This is a genomic window from Pseudarthrobacter siccitolerans (assembly GCF_030823375.1).
In the GTDB taxonomy this organism is placed as follows: domain Bacteria; phylum Actinomycetota; class Actinomycetes; order Actinomycetales; family Micrococcaceae; genus Arthrobacter; species Arthrobacter siccitolerans_A.
In genome coordinates, this window is sequence record NZ_JAUSXB010000001.1 from 1,788,069 (window position 1) to 1,810,282 (window position 22,214).

Sequence of the window (22,214 nt, forward strand, 5' to 3'; positions counted from 1 at the left end):
TTGGCCGCATCCGGAACACGAATGATCCCGCTCACATAATTCGGGGAAATGCCTGTTGGGCAACCCAATGTGGTGGGAATCTCTCGTGGCGCCGAAGCTTCGCGCGGCTCGTCTATCTTACAAGACGCAACGGGGTGCTACGTGACGCGCGCTACACCGGGAGCTGCAGAACCAGATTCTGCTGCCCGTCCGTTGACACGGTGTAAGGGCGGAGATTGTCCGCGCCGGTGGTGGAGCAGCCCGTGGCCAGGTCAAACGCATGCTGGTGCAACGGACACACCACCACGTTGAGGTCAAGGGTCCCGTCGGCCAGCGGGCCTCCCCGGTGCGGACAAACCGCCGGGAGCGCCCGGAGCGAGCCGTCCCGAAGCCGGAACACGGCCACCTGCCCGCCGTCCACGGCGAAGGCCCTGCCCTCGCCGAGCGGAATCTGCTCCACCGGCCCCAGGACGAAGGTTTTTGCTCCCGCAGTGGCCTCGGTGCTCATTGGACGGGTACCTGCGGGAGGACCGTCAGCGGCAGGGAGGTGCGGAACTGTCCGGGGGTCATTGCGTCCCCGCGCTCGGTCCAGGGGTCCTCGTAGCTGTCAACGGAATCCTGCATGGCGGCGTCCAACCGGGCCGCAAGGCCCTCCGAGTCGGCGACAATAACGTTCCGCAGATGCTCGATGCCAACCCGGGGGACAAACGAGTACGTCCGTTCCAGCCAGTTGGCGCGTTCCCGGTAGTACTGCATGAACCTGCCGGCGAGGACCTTGACCTCTTCAGGATCATCTACGGTGGCGAGGAGATCGCCCTTGCGGATGTGGGCGCCGGCAGCACCACCCACATAGATCTCCCACCGGCCGCCTTCCACCGCCACAACTCCCACGTCCTTGACTAACGACTCCGCGCAGTTCCGGGGACATCCGGACACCGCCAGCTTCAGCTTGGCCGGCGCTTCGATCCCCTGGAAGCGGGATTCGAGCTCAATGCCAAGCCTGGTGGAATCCCCGGTCCCGTAGCGGCAGAAGTCCTTGCCCACACAGGTCTTCACTGTGCGGAAGCTCTTCCCGTACGCATAACCCGAGGGCATGTCCAGGTCCGCCCACACCTGCGGCAGGTCCTCCTTGCGGATTCCCAGCAGGTCGATCCGCTGCCCGCCGGTCAGCTTGATCAGCGGGACGTTGTGCTTCTCGGCAACATCGGCGATCCGGCGCAGCTGCTGGACCGACGTCACCCCGCCCTTCATCTGGGGCACCACTGAGAACGTGCCGTCCCGCTGGATGTTGGCGTGCACGCGGTCGTTGATGAACCGGGCGTCGCGTTCGTCAATGTACTGGTCCGCCAGCATCATCTTCAGCAGCGAGGCAAGCCCCATCTTGGACCTGGCGTCTTCACCGCCAGGAGCCAGTGCCTGGAACACGGCCGAGACCGAACGCAGCCCGCGCTTCCGGATTTCGGCCATCAAAGCCGTCTTGTCCAGGGGAATGGCGGGGACGTAGTAGCTGGCCGCGGGGTCCTCTTCCACGGCTCCATCCGCCGCCCATTCCACCACCTGCCGCACCAGCAGCTTGCACGAGCCGCACCCCTTGCCGGCGCGGGTGGCCTCCATGGCTTCGGCAACGGTGGCGCAGCCGCCCCGCACCGCATCCACAAGTGTCTTTTTGCTGATGCCGTTGCAGTTGCACACCTGGGCATCGTCGCTCAGCTCGGCAACTCCGGCGTCCCCATCGGGGGTCCCAAGATCGAACATCAGCCCGATCCGTTCCTCGGGCAGGGGCAGTCCGCGGTCGTACGCCTCGGTCAGGTAGGCCACCTTGCGGCTGTCGCCAAGGAGCGTGGCGCCCACCATCTTGTTGTCCCGGACCACGATGGATTTGAAGACGCCGCGGCTGGGCTCGGAGAAAACGATATGTTCATCCGTGTCGAGTTCGGGTCCGTGCAGGCCCATGGAGGCCACTTCGACGCCGGCCACCTTCAGCTTGGTGGCCGTGCGGGAGCCCAGGTACATGGCGGAAGTGTCCGCCCCTGTCACATGGTTGGCCAGCACCACGGCCTGCTCCCAGAGCGGTGCCACCAGGCCGTACACCTCGCCGCGGTGCTGGACGCACTCCCCCACCGCGTAAATGTCGTCCTCGTCCTCGACCCGCAACCTGTCATCGACCACGATGGCCCGTTCCACGGGCAGGCCGCTGAGGACGGCGAGGTCCACGTTGGGGCGGATTCCTGCGGCCACCACCACCATGTCGCACGCGATGTCGGTGCCGTCGCGGAGGCTGACCCCGGTGACCCGGTCGCGTCCCAGCACAGCCGTGGTGCGGCTGCCGGTAAGTACCCCGATGCCCAGGGCCTCCACGCTGCGGCGGAGCACCGCACCGCCGTCGGGCCCCATCTGCGCGCTCATCAGATGACCAGCAGAATGGACCACGACCACCTCGATCCCGTTGCTGCGCAGGCCGTAGGCTGCTTCAAGCCCCAGCAGTCCCCCGCCGATCACCACAGCGCGGCGGTGATGCTCGTCCTGGGCATACGCCACCATTTTGCGGGTGTCGTCGATGGTGCGGAACCCGAACACGCCCGGCTTCACGGACCCTGCGGGCGTGTAAAGGCCGTCCATTGGCGGCATATGGGAGCGGCTGCCGGTGGCGATGACCAGGGTGTCGTAGGGTGTCACCCTGCCATCGTTGGAGAAGACGTGCTTCGTGAAACGGTCGATCCGGTCCACCCTGACGCCGGGATGCAGCGTGATGCCGTTGTCCTGGTACCAGGACAGGGAGTTCAGGAAAATATCGGCGTCGCTTTCCTCGCCGGAGAGGACGTGGCTGAGCATGATCCGGTTGTAGTTTCCATAGGGTTCATCGCCAAACATGGTGATGGTGAGCTGTCCGGCACCGCCCCGGGCGAGGATTTCCTCCACCGCCCGGGCACCGGCCATGCCGTTGCCGATCACCACCAGCCGGCGGCGCGGGCCCGGCCCGGAGGGACCTTGCCCAGATGGCCGGGTCCGCGGAGCGTCCAGGACGCTGGTCATCAGTGTTCCACCATGCCCAGGTCGATCACCACGGACCCGCTGACGCCCTCCGGGGCGGCCAGGTACAGCTCGATGGCCGACCCGCCCTCGATGTCCTCCACCACCCGCAGCGGAACATGGACGTCGCTTTTGGCACCGATGGGAAAGTACCGCATGGGCACCCCGTTACGCAGGAGGACCACGGTGATCATTTCCGGGCTCGAATTGCCGCCGCGGAAGTAGAGCGTCTGATTAATGACCCCGTCCGGGACGTAATGCGAGAGCTCGCTATGAATGGGCACCGGCTTTTCCATGCCCGCGCCCTGGAAGGGGAAGATGCCCTGGAGGAAAAGGTTCTTGGTCAGCATGGGCGTGCCCTTTCGGCCGGCAACAACTGTTACAGCCCATCCTGCGACGCCGATGTTTCGGCCTGCCGGGTCCCCGGTAACGATCCCTTTACGCAAAACTCACTGTTTTTCGGGGGCACTCAACCGCCGGGCTGCAGCCGCCCGACCTAACTACCTGACGTCCCTCAGGCGGAGCCAGCGGTTGTTGCGTCAAGCGCCCATCCACGTCGCATTGAACGTCCCCATTCACGCTTTCGGTGCGTTATCTGCCAGCCAGTTCGGTGGGGATAGGCTGGCAACATGGCCATCGCACACCGCCGACCACCCGCACCGCAGCCACAGCTCTACCGCTTTTCGCCCCTCGACTTCACAGCGGTGGGCCTGTACGTGGCTATTGCCGGATTCTTCGCGGTGGCCAGGGAGCTGGTGGCGCCCTTCCTCCGGCAGGTCGCTCCCACGCCGGCCGCGGCCTCCTACGCCATGAACCTGCTCTTTTATGCCTCGGTGGGAATCCTGGCGCTCCTGGCCGCCCGCCAGGTGGTGGGCCGTGACCTGCGGGTGCTGGCAACCCGGCCGTGGTTCACCCTGATGATGGTTCCCGCCGCCGTGATTGTGATGATGATCCTCACGGCCGTGGTGGTGGCGGCCAGCGGCAATGTGGCAACCTCCGAAAACCAGGCGGGACTCCAGGCACTGATGCAGCAGGTCCCGGCGTGGCTGATGGTCCCGCTGCTGGTGGTGGTGGGCCCGTTCGTGGAGGAATACATCTTCCGCCACCTGCTGATCGGAAAGCTGAGCCGGCGTATCAACCTCTGGGTGTGCTGCGGGTTGTCTGTCCTCCTGTTCGCCGCCCTGCACATCGTGGGCCGGGAGGCGCTGACGCTCACCGTCCTGCTGCCGTACCTGGCCATGGGGGCAACGCTGGTGTTCGTCTATGTCTGGACCGGCAGGAACCTGATGTTCTCCTACTTTGTCCATGCCGCCAAGAACCTGCTGGCAGTGGTGTTCATCTACGCCATCCCGCCGGAGGTCTACGAACAGCTCCAGCAGGTCCCGGCCTAGCCAGGCGGGCTGCGGCTACGCCGAATGGCTGGACCCTTGGACCGTGAACACCGGAAGATGCCCGTACCGGCCCTGTCGCACCGGCCCTGGCCCACGTAGCTTGGTGGCATGGGACTGAATATCCAGATTGTCATTGACTGCCGTGATCCGCACCATCTGGCCGAGTGGTGGGCGGAGTCCCTGGACTGGGCCGTGGAGCCCCAGGACGAAGGTTTCATCCGGTCCATGATCGAGCAGGGGTACGCCAGCGATGATCAGACAACCATCCACAACGGGGTGCTCGTGTGGCGTGATGCGTGCGCCATCCGGCCGCCCGAGGAACTCGAGGTGAAGGCACCCACGCGGCGCCTCCTGTTCCAGACGGCGCCGGAGGACAAAAGAGTCAAGAACCGCGTGCACTGGGACATCAACCTGGCGGGCCGGGACAAGGACGAGGTGCGCCGGGAACTGGAGGCCCGGGGTGCCACGTTCCTTTGGACAGCCAATGAGGGACCGCATTCCTGGCACACGATGGCGGACCCTGAGGGCAACGAGTTCTGCATCAACTGACCCCGATTACTAGACTTGGACGGTGAGCAACCAAATCCCCGCCTCGGTGTCCGACGTCTTCGATCCCACCCGCTGGCGTGTTGTGTCCGGCTTTGACGACTTCCAGGACATGACCTACCACCGGCAGGTGGAAAGGGATTCCGACGGCGGGTGGGTGCGTGACCTGCCCACGGTCCGGATCGCTTTCAACCGGCCCGAGGTCCGCAACGCATTCCGGCCCGGCACGGTGGATGAGCTGTACCGGGCGATGGACCACGCACGGATGTCACCGGACGTCGCCACCGTCCTGCTCACCGGCAACGGCCCCTCCCCGAGGGACGGCGGCCACTCCTTCTGCTCCGGCGGGGACCAGCGGATCAGGGGCAGGGACGGGTATCGGTATGCAGACGGCGAGACCCAGGAGAGCATCGACCCCGCCCGGGCCGGCAGGCTGCACATCCTGGAAGTCCAGCGGCTGATGCGGACCATGCCCAAGGTGGTCATCGCCGTCGTCAATGGCTGGGCTGCCGGCGGCGGGCACTCCCTGCATGTGGTGGCCGACCTCACCATCGCCTCCCGGCAGCACGGCAAGTTCAAGCAGACGGACGCCACGGTGGGAAGCTTCGACGCCGGCTACGGCTCGGCCCTGCTGGCGCGCCAGATCGGGCAGAAGGCCGCCCGGGAAATTTTCTTCCTGGCCCGCGAATATTCCGCGGAGGACATGGTCCGGATGGGGGCCGTGAATGAGGCCGTGGACCACGGGCGTCTCGAAGAGGTTGCCCTGGAATACGCGGCGGACATTGCGCGGCAGTCGCCGCAGGCCATCCGCATGCTCAAGTTCGCCTTCAACCTTGCCGACGACGGACTCGCGGGCCAGCAGGTTTTCGCCGGCGAAGCCACGCGGCTGGCCTACATGACGGACGAGGCGGTGGAGGGCAAGGAGGCATTCCTGCAAAAACGCGATCCGGACTGGTCCAACTTCCCGCACTACTTCTAAGGCAGGACCCGGCAAATGAGCAGCGAACCAACAGGCTCCACCAGCAGCAACACACAGATCACCGGCGCCCCCAACATCGAACCGGCCCTGAAGGCCCTGGCCGCCGCACTCCACGGCGAGGGCCCCGCCGTCGAACTTTCCGTCGATGGGGACGGACACCTGGTGGTAGGCCATGTGGACACGCCTGGCTGCGACGACGCCGTGGCCGTGGTCCGCACCTCCGGTTCCACCGGGACCCCCAAGGCCACCGTCCTGACGGTCGAATCCCTGGCCGCATCCTCGATGTCCACGGCCCTGGCGCTCAAGGGTGAAGGCCAGTGGCTCCTCGCGCTGCCCGTCCAGTACGTGGCGGGCATCCAGGTCCTGGTGCGTTCGCTGTTCGCCGGCACCCGCCCCTGGGTGATGGACATGTCCGGCGGGTTCACCCCCGAAGCCTTCACGGCTGCGGCCCTGGAACTGACCGACAAAATCCGGTTCACCTCGCTGGTCCCCACCCAGCTACAGCGGCTCCTGGACGCGCCCTCCCCGGACACCCTGGCAGTACTCCGCCGGTTCAACGCCATCCTGCTGGGCGGCGCCCCCGCCCCCGCGCCGCTGCTGGCCGCCGCCGCGGAGGCCGGCGTCCGCGTCGTCACCACCTACGGCTCTGCCGAGTCCTGCGGCGGCTGCGTCTATAACGGCTTCCCGCTGGAAGGGGTGTCCGTCCGGGTTGAGCCTGACGGCCGGATCCTGCTGGGCGGCGACACCATCGCGGCGGGCTACCTCGAAGCGCCGGATGAGGCCAACGCCACCTTCTTCGAGGAGGACGGCGTCCGCTGGTACCGCACCAGTGATCTGGGCAGCATCGACCACGACGGCCGGCTCACCGTCCTGGGCCGGGCCGATGATGTCATCATCACCGGCGGCATCAAAGTTTCGGCGGCGCATGTGCAGAAAGCGCTGGAAAAGTCCGACGCCGTCGCCGCAGCCTTTGTGACCGGTGTCCCGTCCGCGGAGTGGGGCCAGGCGGTGGCCGCCTACGTGGCACTGGCCGAAAAAGGCTCAGGGACAGGGGCCGGGACCGCCGCCGAAGCCGTCGGCTTCGCGTCAGGCCGGGACCACGCCGTCGTCCTTGAACAGGAATGGCACCGGACGCTGGGCATCCTGGCGCCCAAAACAGTACTCGCCGCCAAGGCACTGCTGATGCTGCCGAACGGTAAGCCCGACCGGCTGGCAATGGCCGCCGAACTCAACGCCCTGCACCAGGGAAAGTAAAGTAGACCTGCACCACCGGGCAGGACACCACCCTGCCGCCTTCCCAAACCAACGCGAGGTACTGACCGTGGCCACAGCCGCACAATGGATCCAAGGCGCCCGACTCCGGACGCTGCCCGCTGCGATTGCGCCGGTGCTGATCGGCTCCGCCGCCGCCTATGAGATGGATTCGTTCCTCCTGTTCAACGCCATCCTTGCGGCGCTCGTGGCACTTCTGCTCCAAGTGGGTGTGAACTTCGCCAATGACTACTCAGACGGTATCCGCGGCACCGACGACGACCGGGTGGGTCCGCTCCGCCTGGTAGGTTCAGGCGCCGCCAAGCCCGAGCACGTCAAATATGCTGCGTTCGGTACGTTTGGTGCCGCCATGATTTTCGGGCTGGTCCTGGTGATCATCACGCAGAGCTGGTGGCTGATCCTGGTGGGGCTGGGGTGCGTCATGGCGGCCTGGGGCTATACCGGCGGCAAAAACCCCTATGGCTACATGGGCCTGGGCGACGTGTTTGTGTTTGTTTTCTTCGGGCTGGTGGCCACACTGGGCACCACGTATACGCAGGCGGGACAGATCAACCTGCCGGCCATCATCGGCGCGATCGGCACCGGGCTGATTGCCACGGCGCTGCTGATGGCCAACAACGTCCGCGACATCCCCACCGATATCCAGGCGGGAAAGAAAACCCTCGCCGTACGGTTGGGTGACAAGCATGCCCGCGAGAGCTACGTCCTGATGCTCGCCGTGGCCATCATGCTGGTGGTGATCCTGGCCCCCGGACGGCCGTGGATGCTGATCGTTCTGCTGCTTATTCCGGCGTGCCTGATGCCTGCCTGGCTGATGATCAACGGGCGCAAGCGCAAGAGCCTCATCCCGGTCCTGAAGCAGACCGGGCTGATCAATCTCGGGTACAGCCTGCTGTTCTCACTGGGCCTGGTGCTCAGCCACGGCTTCTAGGACCGGATCTTCCAGGCCTGGGCTAAGGCGCTGCTAGGACTGTTTGGGATGCTTGGCGTCGTTTCTGATGGCGATATCCGGGTTGGCATCCAGGAGGGCGTCCTCGGCGTTGGCGTCCTGGACTTCATTGGCGGAGCGGAGCGGCTTGGCCTGGCCGGAAAAACGCTGGTGCAGGGCCGCTGCCGCCTCATCCCGCTGCTTCTGGAAGAACAGGTAGCTCACGGCGAAGGCGATCAGTGCCGCGCAGATGACGGACATCAGCACGCCCAGCTGCAGGAACATAAAAACTACGAACAGGGGCGCAAAGAGAGCCAGGCGGATCAGGGAATATTTCAAAAAGGCCACATTCAAGTTTAGCCGCCTCCGGCCGAAGGCCCCCGCGCCTCCTGACGATAGACTTAATGGCATGCTCCTCCGTGTGGCTTTGGCCGTGGCAGTCCTCGTCATCTTTGTGTATGGCCTCGTGGACGTGATCCGCACTGATGGGCGACTCACCCGGGGGATCTCCAAACCGGCCTGGATCGTGGTCATGATTGTTTTGCCCGTCATCGGCGCTATTCTCTGGCTCCTGATCGGCCGGCCGCGAGGAGCCTCTCCCCAACAGAGCCAGCGCCATCCCACCGCTCCGGACGATGATCCGGACTTCCTCCGCAACCTTGAAGCCCGCCGGCGCAACCAGGCGGAAGCCGAGCGCCTGAAGAGGCTGAAGGCTGAACTGGATGCCAAGGCGAAGAACCGAGGCGATGGCACGGCCGGCGGCAAGGACAAACACGAATCCGACGAACACGATACCGACGGGCTGAAGTAGGGGCTACGCCTGGCTGAAATCCGGCCGTTGAAATCGGCCCCTTGATCCAGCGGCTAAGCGGGCTGGCCCGCCGCCTGGGTACAGATGGCCACAATGCCCTCACAGCTGCGGATGACCACCCTGCACACCTCGACAGCGGATCGGTCGGTCAACGGGTTTTCAGCTACGGCCCGCCAGCGTTCCAATCGGCTGCGTGCCTCGGCAGCGAGCTGGTCCGGGCCGGCGCCGGCCTCCAGTCCGAGCCGCACGTGCGAGGCGGCACCCCAGCCACCAATGAGGCCCTCGGCTTCGTTGGCGAGCCCAGCGGGCAGCGTAACCCCGGTGGTCCGGAGGGCTGCCAGGAGCCGCAGTTCACGGAACTCGTGGGCGTTGACCTGCAGCCGTTCCAGTGCCACTGCCAGCTTGCCGGTCCCCTCGCGGGGTGAAGTCCGCAGCAGGGTTTCCACCCCCACCAGGGCGGTCCTGGCCTTAAGCGCGTCGGCCCGGGCCTGGAACTGGCGCGCCAGCAGTTCAAGAAGGGGATGCAGCCCGCTGCGCCGGGCGAGTTCGGTCGCCAGGGGCGTCGGTTCGGCAAACCCGTTGCGGATGAGGACGGCTGAAAGGCGGATGCCGAACACACCGTACCTTTCCAGCAGCGCGGCGCGGGCCGCCGTCGTCAATCCTTCCGGGCCTGCAGCACGCAGGAAGCGGTCCGCGGACAAGAGGAGCTTTTCCCGGTCTGCCCGTTCCATCCCGGCCAGCAACTGCAGGGCCTCGAAATCGGACTGGCGCATGGTGCGGGCGCTCTGGGCCAGAAGTCCCGCCACCGGGACCACCCCCAACGCCAGCTTCCGCAGGTTGTGGTCCCGCCGGTATCTTTCGGCGATTTCCCCGGCGGCAAGGAGGGAATCGATCCTTCCTCCACCCACCTCATCGGCCCGGGAGAGGACAGCAAGGGCGTTGACCGTACCGGACTTCCCTGCTTCGGTGTCCTTGAACGCTTCCAGGAACCGCAGGTCCGATGCATGCATGTGGCGCATCAGGTAAATGACGGCGTCCGCTTCCGACGGCGTGTCCTCCGGTGTGAGGAACCTGGTGGACCGTGCCGCCACGTCTTCCGAGAGGGAAGCGATACCCGGGGTGTCGATGAGGGTCATGTCCCGCAGGCCTGGTGACGGCCACTCGACGTCAAGGCGGCCGACGTCGTCCGCCTTGACGTTGCCAAGGACAAACACCAATCGGCCGTTCACGCGCTTGACGGGAAGGCGGCGCGGTGGGCCCTCAACCGGGTACAGCGTGATCCGCGGCGTGTAGCCGTAGCGGTACCAGGTGACGATCCGGGTGCACTCCGCAGTGTCCGTGGGGGCTATCTCCTCACCGAGGATGGCGTTCAGGAGCGTGGACTTCCCTGCCTTCACCATGCCGGCGAGGGCAATCCGCAGCGGTTCTTCCAGTCTCCTGGCATAACCCTGGAGTACTGCCACGGCTGCCGGATCATCCCGGTAGGCGTCCAGCGCCTCCCGGACGAGGTCCGCTGCTCCCGCAATTGTTGACGCCGTCATACCACCCCCGCCGCAGCAGGCGGCACTCCCACCACAGGGGCCGGGCCGGCCGGCGGTTCCGGATTCTGCGCGGCGGACTTGCGGGCCCGCGGTGCGCCGGCTGCCACTTCGGCCGCCACCGCCTCGGCGGCACGCGCCAACGCCTCAACCTTTTTGAGCTCAACCTTGATTTCGCGGATCCGTGCCACCTTTTCCAGGGCGTAAGTGGCTGCTGCCTTCTGGGCTGCGGCCACGGAATCCGCCAGGGAACGGTGATGCTGGTCTGCGATCTCCGTGAAATGGTCCCGGGTGGAGCGCTGGACAAGCCGCAGCCGGTCCTTCAACTGCTTGCCCACCTGGAAGGTGACGTCGTCCAGTTGGCGCCGTACCAGGGCCTTGGCCTCGGCCTGGCGCCGCTTCAGCCTTGCTTCCCTGTCTTCCCGGTAGGCCTTGCGGCCCAGCAGGAGCCCGGCACCCACGGAGAGGGGGTTGATGAGGGCCATGCCGAAGATCCCGGTCAGCAGGCCGAACATCAGCACACCGCCGTAGGACCCGCGCATGCCGATCAGCACCTTTTGGATCGGGTTGATGCGGCCGCTGTCCAGCACGGGCATGTCATCCACGGGATCCAGGACGTCTCCGGTGTCTGAAACGTGGAGGACGGGCAGGGCAACCTCGTCCTCGGCGAAATGCTCCGCCACCTGGGCGGCGAGCCACTGCGCCCGCTCGCTGGTCCAGACGAACGTGTCCGAGATCGCCGCAGCGACGCAATCCTCGAGCCAGGTGGAGAATTGGGGCCAGATAGGCCCGGGATCACCGGCGTCGATGGCGGCCTCGGCTTCCCGCTGGATCCGGCGCAGCCGGTCCCTGAGGTCATATTCCATGTCCGCCATGAGGTCGCTGATGCCGTCATTGAGGGTGGTCTGCCAGCGGGCGGACCGCCTGCGCAGCTCGTCGGCTTCCGCTCTGGCTGCTTCCAGGCCGGCAATCATCTGCGGCGTTTTTTCCGGGTTTTCGAATGCTTCCAGTTCCGATTGCAGGGACAGCCGAAGATTCTCGGCGACCGACAGCAGGTCCTGGCTGACGGAACGCCGCTGGATGCGCTGCGCCTTCCCCACGATCTCGTTTCGGATGTAGGTGATCAGGCCCGGGAAACCGGACTCTACGTTCAGTTCGGTGTCCTCCAGGCGCGCGGCTTCCAGGCGGAGGTCGGAGGAGACGCTGAAAAGCGGGATGTCCTGCGCCACTCGGGCAAGGTGTCCGCGGTCGATCTCCTCAACGCGCCGCCAGTCCGGATAGAGGTCCGTCTTGGACAGGACGCCCACAACGCTGGGAGTGAGCCGCATGGCCTGGCGGAGGAAACGAAGTTCCGGTTCCGTGTACTCCTGCGAAGCATCAGATACCAGCACCATGGCATCAGCGGTGGGAAGCGCGGTGAGGGTGGTAAGGGTGTGGGCCGAATTAAGCCCGCCCACGCCAGGGGTGTCGATGACCGTGAGGCCGCCCGTGAGCAGCTTTCGCGGCAGGTACACCTCGCCCGCCACAAGTTTTTTACTGTTTCCGGGGTTGCCCCGCTCGGAAACATAGGACGGCAGGTCAGCGATCGGGACGGGCTGGCGTTCAACGTCGGTGTCGTCGTTGGCGTCTGCCGCGGGAACCAGGATGGCGGCGGAGGCGGTGTCGCCATAGCGGACTACGGTGGGGACGGAGGTGGCGATGTCGTCATCGACAGGGCACACCGGAGCGTTCACGAGGGCGTTGATGAGCTTGCTTTTGCCTTGCTTGAATTCGCCCACAACGATGACGCGGATGCTGGGGTCCTGCAACCTTCTTAGCGTCTGGTCCAGGCGTTTCCGGAGATCCAGGCGGTCTCCGGTGCCCACCAGTTCCAGGCCCTGCTCCACCAGGCTAACGAGTTGGACCTGGGTCAGGGGGGTTGATGGTCTTGCCGGCCCTGCATCTGCCACAGCGCCTCCTTTACTTATGAGTCATCGACAGCGGCGTCATCCCCGGCTGCGGCGAAGTTATTGTCCTCAAGGTCCCCAACAGTGAGCGGCGCATCATGGGAGTTCCCGTTGCCAAAGTCCTCCAGTTCAGTGTCCTCGTGGCCAACGTTATCGAGAATGGTGGTTTCATTCCCCACATCGTCCAAGGTGACGTCGGAATAGTCCGGGTTGCCGGCATTGGTCAGCTCAGCATCGATATCCGTCTCATTGAACGCGTCGTCGCTGGAATTGTCATTACCGGAGGCCAAATCGATATTCGTCGGGTTGTCCTCAGTGTTGCCCACGGCGTCCAGATCGGCATCAATGTCAACGTCGGTGTTGAAGGAGTCATCGATGACTGTCTCCCCGGTGCCGATGTTGACGTCGCTGCCTGCGTGGATGGAGTTATCGCTTGAGTCGTCCTGGTTGTAGGAGTCCTCAACGTCGATGGAATGATCAGCGTCAACGTCAATGTCGATGTCAACGTCGTCGCCGGCGGCGATGGCGTGGGCGCCGGAAGCCACTACGGAATCGTTGTCGAACCATTGCTCGATGTCGCCATCCGCCCAGATGTTCTGGTTGACGGACTGGTCGGTGATGGTGTCCCGGTCGTCCACGGTTGAAGTATAGGAGTAGTTGTTTACAATGCGTTGGAGCTGCTGGATGGCGTGTGCATTGTCCTCGTGCCCGGGGTCTCCGCCCCCGTCCCCGCCGCCCGCTGGAGGCGGGGTGTAGGCGATTCCGCCGCTGGCGCCGGGCCCCGTGGCTGCGCCGTTGCCGCCGGTGTTGTAGTCCCGGTCCAACCGGGAAGCATTGACCGTAACGGGCGCATAGTCCAGGACAACCGGCATGGCTGCGTCAACGTCGGCCGAGCAGACAGCACCCAGGCCATGGTCCTCGAGGACTCGCTCCGGATTTGCCAGGAATTCCTGTGTGGCCTCGCGGTCGCCAAAGAGTTGCATCAGGAACCGGACCAGATCGCTTGCGACTGTCATTGGTGGTCCTCAATCTCTCTGCGGTGCGGATCGCCCTGCACACCCGGCTTGAGTCAAACCTACGGTTCCCCTTCCGGTGCGGGCATCGGGCCATTTCCCCCTACCCGCCTCCCCCGCCCCTGGGAAACTGAAGCCCTTCCCGATACGGGTCTTAGGGGTTTTCGGTTCAATCCTGTTCATGGTTTTCCGAAGCCAGGACCAGCCGCAGCCTTGCCAGCAGGTCGGAGCGGTTTTCGGCACCGAGGCGGCGGCGCATGCGGGCAATATGGTGTTCGGCAGTCCTCGGCGAGATGTAGATTGCCTCCCCGATCTCCCGGTACGTCTTGCCCTCAAGTACCAGCCTGGCAACTTCCTTTTCCCGTTCGCTCAGGCCCGAGCCCTCCGGATGCATGCCGTTGGCACCTTCGGCAGAGGTATCGCGGGACTCATGACCCCTGGAGGTTCCGTTTCCTCCCGGGCCTGACTGCGGGTGAAGGTCCCTCGCACACGAGAGCAGGCGCACCATATCCTTGCGTTCGTCGGCCCGCGCAGCGGCATGGCCGGCCAGCCTGGCGCCTTCCCAGGACATTCCGACCCTGGCCAGTCCCCGAGCCGCGGACTCAACGTCCACAGGGCGGAACTTTCCTGCCAGAACCGAAACCCAGGCCTTACCAGCGCCGGCAAACACTGCAGCAAGGTGGCTGTGGTTCGCGGCCCGGGCCAGGGCGGCGGCATGGGGAGCCAGGTCAGCCGGGCTGTCGCCGAGCAGGGCTGCCTGGACGGCTGCCCAGTGGAACGGCACCGCCCACAGGGGCGGATCACCGAGGCGGCCCAGCAATTGATTCGCCGCCTCCAGATAATGTGCCACCCGGCGGGTCTCCCGCAGCCGCGCGGCCGCGATCATCAGCTCGGCCCACGGCAGCAGGCTGTAAAGGTCCACCGAGGTGTGGAGCATGGCTTCATGGGCCCGCTCCCACGCCGTCAGGAGTTCCGGGATCTCGCCGTTGCGCCGGGCGAGCCCCACTTCCAGCGCCGCACACAGGAATTCATCCCGCGGGACCAACGGCCAGTGGTTCACTTTTGAGGCCTCATTGATGGCAAGCCGGACGTCGTCAAGCCTGTCCTGCTGCATAGCCGACCACGCTTGAAGCAGGAAGAGCCGTGGCTTGGCGGCGTTTCCGCCCTGGCCCGCTGCCGCAGCGGACCGGCAGACGGTTTCTGCCAAATGGGGCTCCCCCGTGTGCAGGGCAAGAAGCGCGGCCAGGGCGGCAGGGGTGTCCGGGAGGGGAAGTGCAGTACCGGTGGCGTTAAGCATGTCCGAGGCGTGGATCAGCACCGGGAGCGCCCGGTGGGGATCCATTGCCAGCGACTCCAGGATGCCCCTGCCGGTCTCCGTGAGCGAGGCCGACAGCAAGGTGGGAGCTGCCGGCGGCGCATCTGCCTGGAACAATGCTGTGGCGCCGGGAAGGTTGCCACATCCGATCATGGCGACCGCGGCGAGGGGTGCCGAAGGGCCCACCCTTGAGGCACCCAGCCAGCTGTATGTGTCCCCGCCCTGTGCCAGCATGCCCCGCTGTGCCCACACCGCCGCCGCCACGTCCACCCCGCGGCGCACGTCGGGCGGATCAGCACGCACCAGGAGGGTGTCGAGGATTTGGGTGGCCCTGTCCAGGCCCCCATCAGCGGCTGCAGCCTGGGCACGGCGTGCCGCGGTTGCTATTTCGTCGGCTCCAGCCAGCAGGGCTTCATCGTAGAGCTGGGAGGCCAGCCCCGGATTATGTTCCAGCGCCTTGTCACCTGCGCGTTCCAGCTCGGAGGCAACACGGGAATCCGCCAGGCCGCCGCGTGCCATTTCGCGGGCAAGGTCCCCGAGCGGCTGGCCCACCGACGCGTGCGCGGACACGAGCTCGCGCTGGAGCGCGTGCACCCTGGTGGTCGGCGCCACCGCCAGCAGGGCGTGCTGGGCTGGTCCCACCACAGTTCCGTCAGGGGTCAGCAGGCCGGCGGCTTCTGCGCGCCCCACCAGGGCGTCCAGGCTTTCCACCTGGCCCAGGTCAATCTTCCGCTGCAGGTCCGCGGACAACGGGCCGGGCAGCACAAAACCGACGGACAGCGCCAGCAGGAGTTCACGGACCGCCGCGTTCTCGCCGTTGAGCTGCCGGGCCATCTGCTCGGCAGCGTGGGCCGATCGGCTGGGGTTCAGCTCCGGCGTCAGGAAACCATACTCTTCGACGCGTGTGTCCTGGCCAGCCATCCTAGGCCACCATTCCTGGGACGACGGGGGCAGCCGGGTCCGTCACGGCAGGATCGGTGGCGGGTGGTGGCGTTACCGCCAGTCCGGGTGACGGCGACGTTACCGTCGGTTCGGGCGACGGCGCCGGCGACGTTACCGTCGGTTCCGACGACGGCGCCGGCGACGTTACCGTCGGTTCCGACGACGGCGCCGGCGCGCCCGTCGCTTCCGACGACGGCTCCGGCGCGCCCGTCGGCTCGGACGACGGCTCCGGCGTTACCGCCGGTTCGGACGACGGCTCCGGCGTTACCGCAGGTTCGGACGACGGCTCCGGGGTTACCGCCGGTTCGGACGACGGTACAGGCGTGGGGGTGCCGGAATCAGTGGGCGGCACCGGCTCGCCCGTCACAGGATCAACCGGCACCGGCTCACCCGTCACAGGATCAACCGCAACCACGGGTGTGCCGGCGGGATCAGTGGTCCCGGCACCACTACCGGCGTCAGCGATGACGGCGCCTCCCCCGGCTGCAACTCCTGGACCGTCAAGTGCCAGGGCTCCCCCAGCAGCCAACCAATTCTCGGCTGCCGCGCTCCATGCCGGCTGGCTGGCGGGTGAGGTGTCCACAGTAAGGCCCGGCCCGCCAGTTGCTGGGGAAACATCGTTCACCCGGGCCTCAATGGTGGCCAATGGCGTGCCGGCCGCCGCAGCTACCGCCCCGCTTCCACCCCCGGAACCCCCTGAATCGCCAAGACCACCCGGAGCCGCAACCTCCTCAGGAGCCGCCCCCGCCTCCGGCACAAAAACGGATGCCAGGTTACTGAAGCCCGCCGGGCCCTGCGCGGCCGTGGCGGTGAGGACACTCACCAAGGCCGCAGCGGCTGCGATGGCGGTCAGCCTGACCGTGGGCTTCGGGGCGTGCGCGCCGCCGTGGATGCCGCCGTGGCCGTGGACCGAGGCGGCGGCTCCTGACGGCGCGCCGGCCGCCGTCGTACTCTTGCGTGACCAACTGGCAAGGCGGGCAACGTGCGCGCCCCCGTCCGGAGCCAGTCCGATAGCGGCGGCGGCCTCCGCAAGCAGCTCCTCGGCCGCTGCCCGGGCCTCTGCCTCCGCGCGTGCCAGCACGGCGGACAACGCGGCGCCCAGGCAGATGGATGATTTGGGGTCGGCATCGACGGCGATGGGCCGGTCGAGCTGTTCCGAGATCAGCTGCGCCACGAGCGGGATCCGCGATGAACCGCCAATCAGCAGCACCGCGGAAAGGTCCGCAGGTTCCAGCTCCAACTGGGCAAGCGACTGTTCCAGCGCTTCGACAGTATCGCGGACGGAATCCTCGATCAGCGCTTCAAATTCCGAACGCACCAGGCGGATCTGCTGCTGGAAGCCGGGAAGGAGCACCGAAATGTTGGCCTCGCTGTCCGAGGAGAGCGCTTCCTTGGCTTCCACGCATTCACGCCTCAGCCTGCCCAGGGCGGCGCGCACCCCGGCGTCTGCAGGGTTGAGCGTGGACAGGACGTCACCGGTGTGCCCGGCGACGTAGCGGAAGACCTCCGCGTCAAAGTCGGCACCGCCCAGGTTCTCGATGCCCTCCGGGCGCCCCACAAGCTGGAACCGGTTGCTGGCCGCCTTCCGGAGGACAGCGGTATCAAAGGTTCCGCCGCCGAGGTCGTAGACGCCGATGGTGCTGCCCACCTCCACCCGGACCTGCGAGGCGTAGTAGAGCGCCGCCGCTTCCGGTTCGGGGACGAGCGTGACGTTGTCCAGGCTTTTGGCGGCAAGTGCCGCCAGGATCAGGGAGGTGCGGTGGCTGCCCCAGGCAGCGGGGTGGGTGAGGATGACTTCCGACGGCGGGGCCCCCTCGCGCTCGGTTGCCCGGTCCACCACCCAGCGCGTCATCGTGGCAAAGACATCCTCTGGGTCCACGGACAGCCCGCCCACGGAGATAGGAACGGCGTCGCCCACCCGGCGCTTGAATTCCCGCACTGCGCGGCCAGGGTAATCGAGGCTGCGGCGTTCTGCGGCCTCCCCCACCAGCAGGGGACCCTCCTCGGGGTAATACACCACTGAGGGCACGGCTGTGCCCCGGAGTCCCAGCGGGAGGCACTCCGGGGCAGGGGAACCCTGGCCAAAACGGGCCACGGCGGCCGCGGTGAAACTGGTCCCGACATCTATGCCAAGTACATAGTCCATGGGTACCTCGGGAAAAACTGGTGTTTCGCCTGCAAACTTCATCACAGGCGAACGTCACCAAGGTAGCATCACGGCAGGACGGCGAACACCCCTATTGCTACACCGATTGGTTTTTACCCCGCATTTCCCTCAGTGCGGGGACGAAACCTGTGTTCAGAGCCCGGAGTACGAGTGAAGCCCGTTGAAGAATTGGTTCACGATGGTGAAGTTGAAGATCACGCACGAGTAGCCGACGATCGAGAGCCAGGCGGCGCGTGTTCCGGTCCAGCCACGGGTTGCGCGCGCGTGGAGGTAGCCGGCGTACACCACCCAGATCACGAAGGTCCAGACTTCCTTGGTGTCCCAGCCCCAGAACCTGCCCCACGCCTTTTCGGCCCAGATGGCACCGAACATCAGGGTGAAGGTCCAGCCGATGAAGGCGATGGCGTTGATCCGGTAGGACAGGTTTTCCAGGCTCAGCGCGGACGGCACCAGGCGCATGAAGCCGAGCTTGTCCGCACCGCCCGCGGCCACGGTTTTTTGCCGGTGGGACTGGACCAGCTGGAGCGCAGACATGGCGAACGTCAGGGTGAACAGTGCGGAGGAGAGCACCGCGATGGAGACGTGGATGATCAGCCAGTAGCTCTGCAGGGCCGGGACCAGGTGCCCCACCGGGGTCCAGTACGCCACGGAGGCCGCCACCAGCATAATGATGCCCAGGCCCACCACAAACGTTCCCAGGAACCGCAGGTCGCGCCGGATCAGCACCAGCAGGAACACGGCGATGGCCACGAAGGCGCCTGTGGTGAGGAATTCATACATGTTGCCCCACGGCACGCGGCCGGCCCCGAGGGCGCGGGTCAGCACGCCGGCGCCGTGGATCACTGCGCCCAGGACGGTCAGGGCCACGGCAACCCGGGCGGGAGCACGCCGTTCGGCGGCGTACCGCATGTCGCCGTCTGCGGTGATGATTCCCCCGCCTCCTGCGCCGGCCGGCCGGGCAGTGGACGACGACGGCCGCTCCGCCCTGCCCGCAGGCCCGGCAAGGTGGGACTCACTGCGGGCCCCCGCAGCTGCGCCAACCGGCACCCGGACCGACTCTTCAGCCTGCGCAGCTTTGAGGTCGATGGCGCGCAGGGCTTTGCTGCTTTTGGCCAGGTCCCACGCGAACGCGATGAAGGCCACCGTGTACGTGCCGGCTGCCAGCAGCATAAAAAGCTCGCTGTACTGGCCCATGGTTTCGTTGATTCCAAACAGCATTACTGGTCCTTTTCGGGCCCGGAGGGGCCGGCAGTGGTGATGTAGCCTGCGCCATTATCGCTTGGGCTGCTGGGAGCTTGCTGGGACTCATTGGGGTCCGCCCCGGCGGGATCGGCGGCAAGCTGCCATTCCTCGGACAGCAGCTTCCGTACGGCCTGGGCTTCCGCCGCGAGCCGGTGGTCTTCGCCGCGGGCCAACAGCCCGTATTCCACCATGGTGCGGCCGTCCTCGTGGGTGCCGGTGCGGATCCAGACGCGGCGGCGGTTGATGTACAAGGAGAGGATCAGGCCGGCCACGGCCAGGAGCGCGAAAACCAGGGCGTAGAGCTGGCCGGGGTTGTGGTGGATGTCAACGCCGATGTAGCGTTTTACGCCGTCGAAGCTGATGGTGCCTTTACCGTCCGGGAGCGTGTAACTGTTTCCCGGGACCAGGGTGATTCCGCCGGCGTCGAGGTTCCGGGCGTTCAGCGGCGTCAATTTCTTGACGTCCAGTTCGAAGACGTTTTGCGGTGCGCCGTTACCCAGGCCCAGGTCACCGTAAAACGAGTTCAGTGACAGCTGCGGGTTGAACAGCTCGGGGTCCCCGCTGAAGGAAACCCCCTCGTTTGAAACGAACGCGGTGGGCAGGAAGAAGCCGGCGAAGCCCAGCTGCTCCGGCTTGGCGTCCGGGACCTTGATCACCACGGAGGAGTAGTAGTTGTCGCCCTGCAGCTTGGCCACCACGGGACCCTGCATGGCCACGTTTCCTTCACCGTCCCGGATGGTCACCACGGGGGCGTAGCCGTTGCCGGTGAGGTAGATGCTGGTGCCGCCCAGGGTGATGGGATCGTTGACCTTCAGGATTTCCTTCTGCGCCGGCGCGTCCGGGTTTTCCTTGGTGGTCACGGCGGCGGAGAAGTCGATGGGCTGGCCGAACTTGCCCTCGGATTCGCGGTCGAACGTGATGTCGAACTTGTCCAGCTGGAGCGAGTACGGCTGGAGCTGGCTCGACTGGAAGTTGGTGCCCGGCGTGAACTGGTCGTAGCCCACCAGGGTGTTGACGAACGTGTCGCCCTCCACCAGGATGCGCTGGCCGCTGTAGCCGAACAGGCCGCCGATGGCCACGGACACCAGCACGCCGATCAGGGACGTGTGGAACACCAGGTTCCCCACTTCTTTGGCGAAGCCCCGCTCGGCACCCAGGGACGGCCGTTCGCCGGCGGCATCGCGGACCTCCACGCGGTAGCCGCGCTTCTTCAGCAGCCCGGCGGCACTGTTGATGGCATCCGACGCCGGGATCCCGGCGTCGGCCGGTATCACCAGGGTGCCGTACTCGGGAAGGCGGGAAAGACGCTTGGGGGTCCGCGGCGGCTGGGAGCGCATCGCCTTGTAGTGGGCGATGGCCCGGGGCACCACGCAGCCGATCAGGGAGATGAACAGCAGCAGGTAGATGGCCGAGAACCAGGCTGAGGAGTAAACGTCGTACAGCTGCAGGGTGTCCAGCAGTTTGCCGTAGTCCGGGTTGTCCTTGATGTACTGGGTGACCACCGACGGGTTGGCCGGGCGCTGCGGGAACAGCGAGCCCGGAACTGCCGCGACGGCGAGGAGCAGCAGCAGGAACAGGGCGGTGCGCATGCTGGTCAGCTGGGTCCAGGCCCAGCGGAGCATGCCCGCCGGTCCCAACGCCGGCAGCGCGGCGTCGGCCTTGGCCTCCGACACCTTGGCGCCGGTCTCCGGGGCAGAAGATTTCTTCTTTACGTTCACACGCTCGCTCATCAGATCGGCAACTTCACATCAGTTTGGAACCAGTACTGCAGCCCGGTGACCCAGGTGCCCCAGACGCCGCTGGCCATCAGCAGCCCAAGGATCACCAAAATGCCGCCGCCGATGCGCTGGATGGCCAGGCGGTGCTTGCGGAAGAAGGCCATCACTCCCATCCCCCGGCGCAGCGCCAGGGCGATCAGCAGGAACGGGATCCCCAGCCCCAGGCTGTAGACGAACGCCAGGAAGGCACCCTTCGCCGCGGACGAACCGCCGGAGAGGCTCAGGAGCTGGACCGCAGAGTAGGTGGGGCCGATGCACGGCGCCCAGCCCAGCCCGAACGTCAGGCCCAGCAACGGTGCGCCCCACAGCCCTGCCGGCGGTTTGGCATGGATCTTGGCGTCCCGCTGAAGCCAGCTGAAGCCGCCCATGAACACGATGCCCATCACAATCACCAGGACGCCCAGGAGCTGGGTGATCCAGGCGTTCTGCGATCCAGTGATCAGGCTGCCCAGCTGGCCGAAAGCGCCGCCCAAAAGGACGAAGATCACGGAGAAACCAAGCACGAACAGGCCAATCCCCGCCAGCATCCGGCCGCGCTTCTGCTTCTGCAGGTCCACCCCGGACAACCCCGTGACGTAGCCCAGGTAGCCGGGCACCAAGGGCAGGACGCAGGGGGAAAGGAAGGAGACCAGTCCGGCCAGCAGTGCCACCGGAATGGCAAGGAGGAGCGAACCGTTAAGGATGGCTTCGGCGAAGGGGCTGTTCACGGCTACTCAGCCACGGCGGCAGCGATGAGGGCCTTCAGCGTGCCCCGCTCGATTTCGCCCAGCACGCGGGAGGCCACCCGCCCCTGCTTGTCCAGCACCAGCGTAGTGGGGACTGCTCCCGGGGGAACCAGCCCGGAGACCGCCAGGAGGACGCCGCCGTCCTTGTCATCAAAACTGGGGTAGGTCAGGTTGAAGGACTTATCGAAAGCCTCGGCAGTTGCCTTCTCATCCCGCAGGTTGACGCCGAAGAACTGCGCGCCCTGGGGCTTGAACTCCTGGTGGAGCTCTTCGAGGACAGGCGCTTCGACGCGGCATGGGGCGCAGGCGGCGAACCAGAAGTTCAGGACCGTCACCTTCCCCTGGAAGTCTGCCGGCGTAACAACAGTGCCGTCGAACAGCGTCCCGTTGATCTGGACGGCTGACTTGCGGTCCGCCGGGGCGAATTCCGTGACGGAGCCATCGCCGGCAACGTAGTTCTTGTTGTCCCCCGCCCGGGCCTGCTCGGCGAGGGCATCCTGCTGGGCGCAGGCCGAGAGGCCCAGGGTGAGGGCGGCCAGGGCGACGCCGCCGGCAGCAAGGACGCTGCGGCGGGAGGCCGAAGGCCCCGCCTGATTAATACTGTCGGTCACT

Annotated in this window: 19 protein-coding genes; 6 read left to right on the plus strand and 13 right to left on the minus strand. The window is 66.2% G+C overall.

Annotated features, from left to right (window positions below; genetic code table 11):
* Positions 1 to 151 precede the first annotated feature (151 nt).
* The 3 genes from QFZ36_RS08380 to QFZ36_RS08390 are packed head-to-tail and all read right to left on the minus strand — an operon-like array spanning position 152 to position 3,359.
* Complete coding sequence (locus QFZ36_RS08380; protein WP_306635487.1) at positions 152 to 487, minus strand: Rieske (2Fe-2S) protein; 336 nt, start codon at positions 485 to 487, stop codon at positions 152 to 154.
* Positions 484 to 3,012 (minus strand): nitrite reductase large subunit NirB, encoded by a 2,529-nt coding sequence (gene nirB / locus QFZ36_RS08385; protein ID WP_306635488.1) that lies wholly within the window; start codon positions 3,010 to 3,012, stop codon positions 484 to 486. The genes QFZ36_RS08380 and nirB overlap by 4 nt, the downstream gene beginning before the upstream one ends.
* Positions 3,012 to 3,359 (minus strand): molybdopterin oxidoreductase, encoded by a 348-nt coding sequence (locus QFZ36_RS08390; protein WP_306635490.1) that lies wholly within the window; start codon positions 3,357 to 3,359, stop codon positions 3,012 to 3,014. Before QFZ36_RS08390 ends, nirB begins: the two co-directional genes overlap by 1 nt.
* Before the next feature lie 279 nt (positions 3,360 to 3,638).
* Between QFZ36_RS08390 and QFZ36_RS08395 the strand changes: the two genes are divergently transcribed.
* The 5 genes from QFZ36_RS08395 (at position 3,639) to QFZ36_RS08415 (ending at position 8,128) form a co-directional block, all read left to right on the plus strand.
* The gene (locus QFZ36_RS08395; RefSeq protein ID WP_306635491.1) at positions 3,639 to 4,400 is read left to right on the plus strand and encodes a CPBP family intramembrane glutamic endopeptidase; all 762 of its coding nucleotides are present in this window, start codon (positions 3,639 to 3,641) and stop codon (positions 4,398 to 4,400) included.
* 108 nt (positions 4,401 to 4,508) lie between these two features.
* A complete protein-coding gene (locus QFZ36_RS08400) occupies positions 4,509 to 4,949 on the plus strand; it encodes a VOC family protein (RefSeq protein WP_306635493.1) in 441 nt (146 codons plus the stop codon).
* 22 nt (positions 4,950 to 4,971) lie between these two features.
* Positions 4,972 to 5,925 (plus strand): 1,4-dihydroxy-2-naphthoyl-CoA synthase, encoded by a 954-nt coding sequence (locus QFZ36_RS08405; protein ID WP_306635495.1) that lies wholly within the window; start codon positions 4,972 to 4,974, stop codon positions 5,923 to 5,925.
* A gap of 15 nt (positions 5,926 to 5,940) precedes the next feature.
* Positions 5,941 to 7,179: an AMP-binding protein gene (locus QFZ36_RS08410; protein ID WP_306635496.1), complete on the plus strand. Its 1,239-nt coding sequence runs from the start codon at positions 5,941 to 5,943 to the stop codon at positions 7,177 to 7,179.
* Positions 7,180 to 7,246: 67 nt separating this feature from the next.
* Positions 7,247 to 8,128, plus strand: a complete 882-nt coding sequence (locus QFZ36_RS08415; protein WP_306635498.1) for a 1,4-dihydroxy-2-naphthoate polyprenyltransferase — start codon at positions 7,247 to 7,249, stop codon at positions 8,126 to 8,128.
* 33 nt (positions 8,129 to 8,161) lie between these two features.
* On the opposite strand, the gene QFZ36_RS08420 is transcribed toward QFZ36_RS08415, so the two are convergent.
* Positions 8,162 to 8,473 (minus strand): DUF4229 domain-containing protein, encoded by a 312-nt coding sequence (locus QFZ36_RS08420; RefSeq protein WP_306635499.1) that lies wholly within the window; start codon positions 8,471 to 8,473, stop codon positions 8,162 to 8,164.
* Between the two features lie 61 nt (positions 8,474 to 8,534).
* Here QFZ36_RS08420 and QFZ36_RS08425 point away from each other — a divergent pair, with 61 nt between their 5' ends.
* Positions 8,535 to 8,936: a PLD nuclease N-terminal domain-containing protein gene (locus QFZ36_RS08425; RefSeq protein ID WP_306635501.1), complete on the plus strand. Its 402-nt coding sequence runs from the start codon at positions 8,535 to 8,537 to the stop codon at positions 8,934 to 8,936.
* Positions 8,937 to 8,989: 53 nt separating this feature from the next.
* On the opposite strand, the gene QFZ36_RS08430 is transcribed toward QFZ36_RS08425, so the two are convergent.
* From QFZ36_RS08430 to QFZ36_RS08470, 9 genes are all read right to left on the minus strand, one after another.
* Entirely contained in the window at positions 8,990 to 10,477 is a 1,488-nt protein-coding gene (locus tag QFZ36_RS08430) for a dynamin family protein (RefSeq protein ID WP_306635503.1), read from the minus strand.
* Positions 10,474 to 12,423 (minus strand): dynamin family protein, encoded by a 1,950-nt coding sequence (locus QFZ36_RS08435; RefSeq protein ID WP_306635505.1) that lies wholly within the window; start codon positions 12,421 to 12,423, stop codon positions 10,474 to 10,476. The genes QFZ36_RS08430 and QFZ36_RS08435 overlap by 4 nt, the downstream gene beginning before the upstream one ends.
* Before the next feature lie 14 nt (positions 12,424 to 12,437).
* Entirely contained in the window at positions 12,438 to 13,436 is a 999-nt protein-coding gene (locus QFZ36_RS08440) for an IniB N-terminal domain-containing protein (RefSeq protein WP_306635506.1), read from the minus strand.
* A 166-nt stretch (positions 13,437 to 13,602) separates the two neighbouring features.
* Entirely contained in the window at positions 13,603 to 15,669 is a 2,067-nt protein-coding gene (locus QFZ36_RS08445) for a LuxR C-terminal-related transcriptional regulator (protein WP_306635507.1), read from the minus strand.
* 1 nt (position 15,670) lies between these two features.
* Complete coding sequence (locus QFZ36_RS08450) at positions 15,671 to 17,836, minus strand: Hsp70 family protein (protein ID WP_306635508.1); 2,166 nt, start codon at positions 17,834 to 17,836, stop codon at positions 15,671 to 15,673.
* 153 nt (positions 17,837 to 17,989) lie between these two features.
* Positions 17,990 to 19,075 carry a c-type cytochrome biogenesis protein CcsB gene (gene ccsB, locus QFZ36_RS08455; RefSeq protein ID WP_306635509.1) on the minus strand — a complete coding sequence of 362 codons (1,086 nt, stop codon included), beginning with the start codon at positions 19,073 to 19,075 and terminating at the stop codon, positions 17,990 to 17,992.
* The gene (gene resB, locus QFZ36_RS08460) at positions 19,075 to 20,829 is read right to left on the minus strand and encodes a cytochrome c biogenesis protein ResB (RefSeq protein WP_306635510.1); all 1,755 of its coding nucleotides are present in this window, start codon (positions 20,827 to 20,829) and stop codon (positions 19,075 to 19,077) included. Before resB ends, ccsB begins: the two co-directional genes overlap by 1 nt.
* Positions 20,829 to 21,584 carry a cytochrome c biogenesis CcdA family protein gene (locus tag QFZ36_RS08465; protein WP_306635511.1) on the minus strand — a complete coding sequence of 252 codons (756 nt, stop codon included), beginning with the start codon at positions 21,582 to 21,584 and terminating at the stop codon, positions 20,829 to 20,831. Before QFZ36_RS08465 ends, resB begins: the two co-directional genes overlap by 1 nt.
* A gap of 2 nt (positions 21,585 to 21,586) precedes the next feature.
* On the minus strand, positions 21,587 to 22,213 hold the full coding sequence (locus tag QFZ36_RS08470) for a TlpA family protein disulfide reductase (protein ID WP_306635512.1): 627 nt from the start codon (positions 22,211 to 22,213) through the stop codon (positions 21,587 to 21,589).
* Position 22,214: the final 1 nt, after the last annotated feature.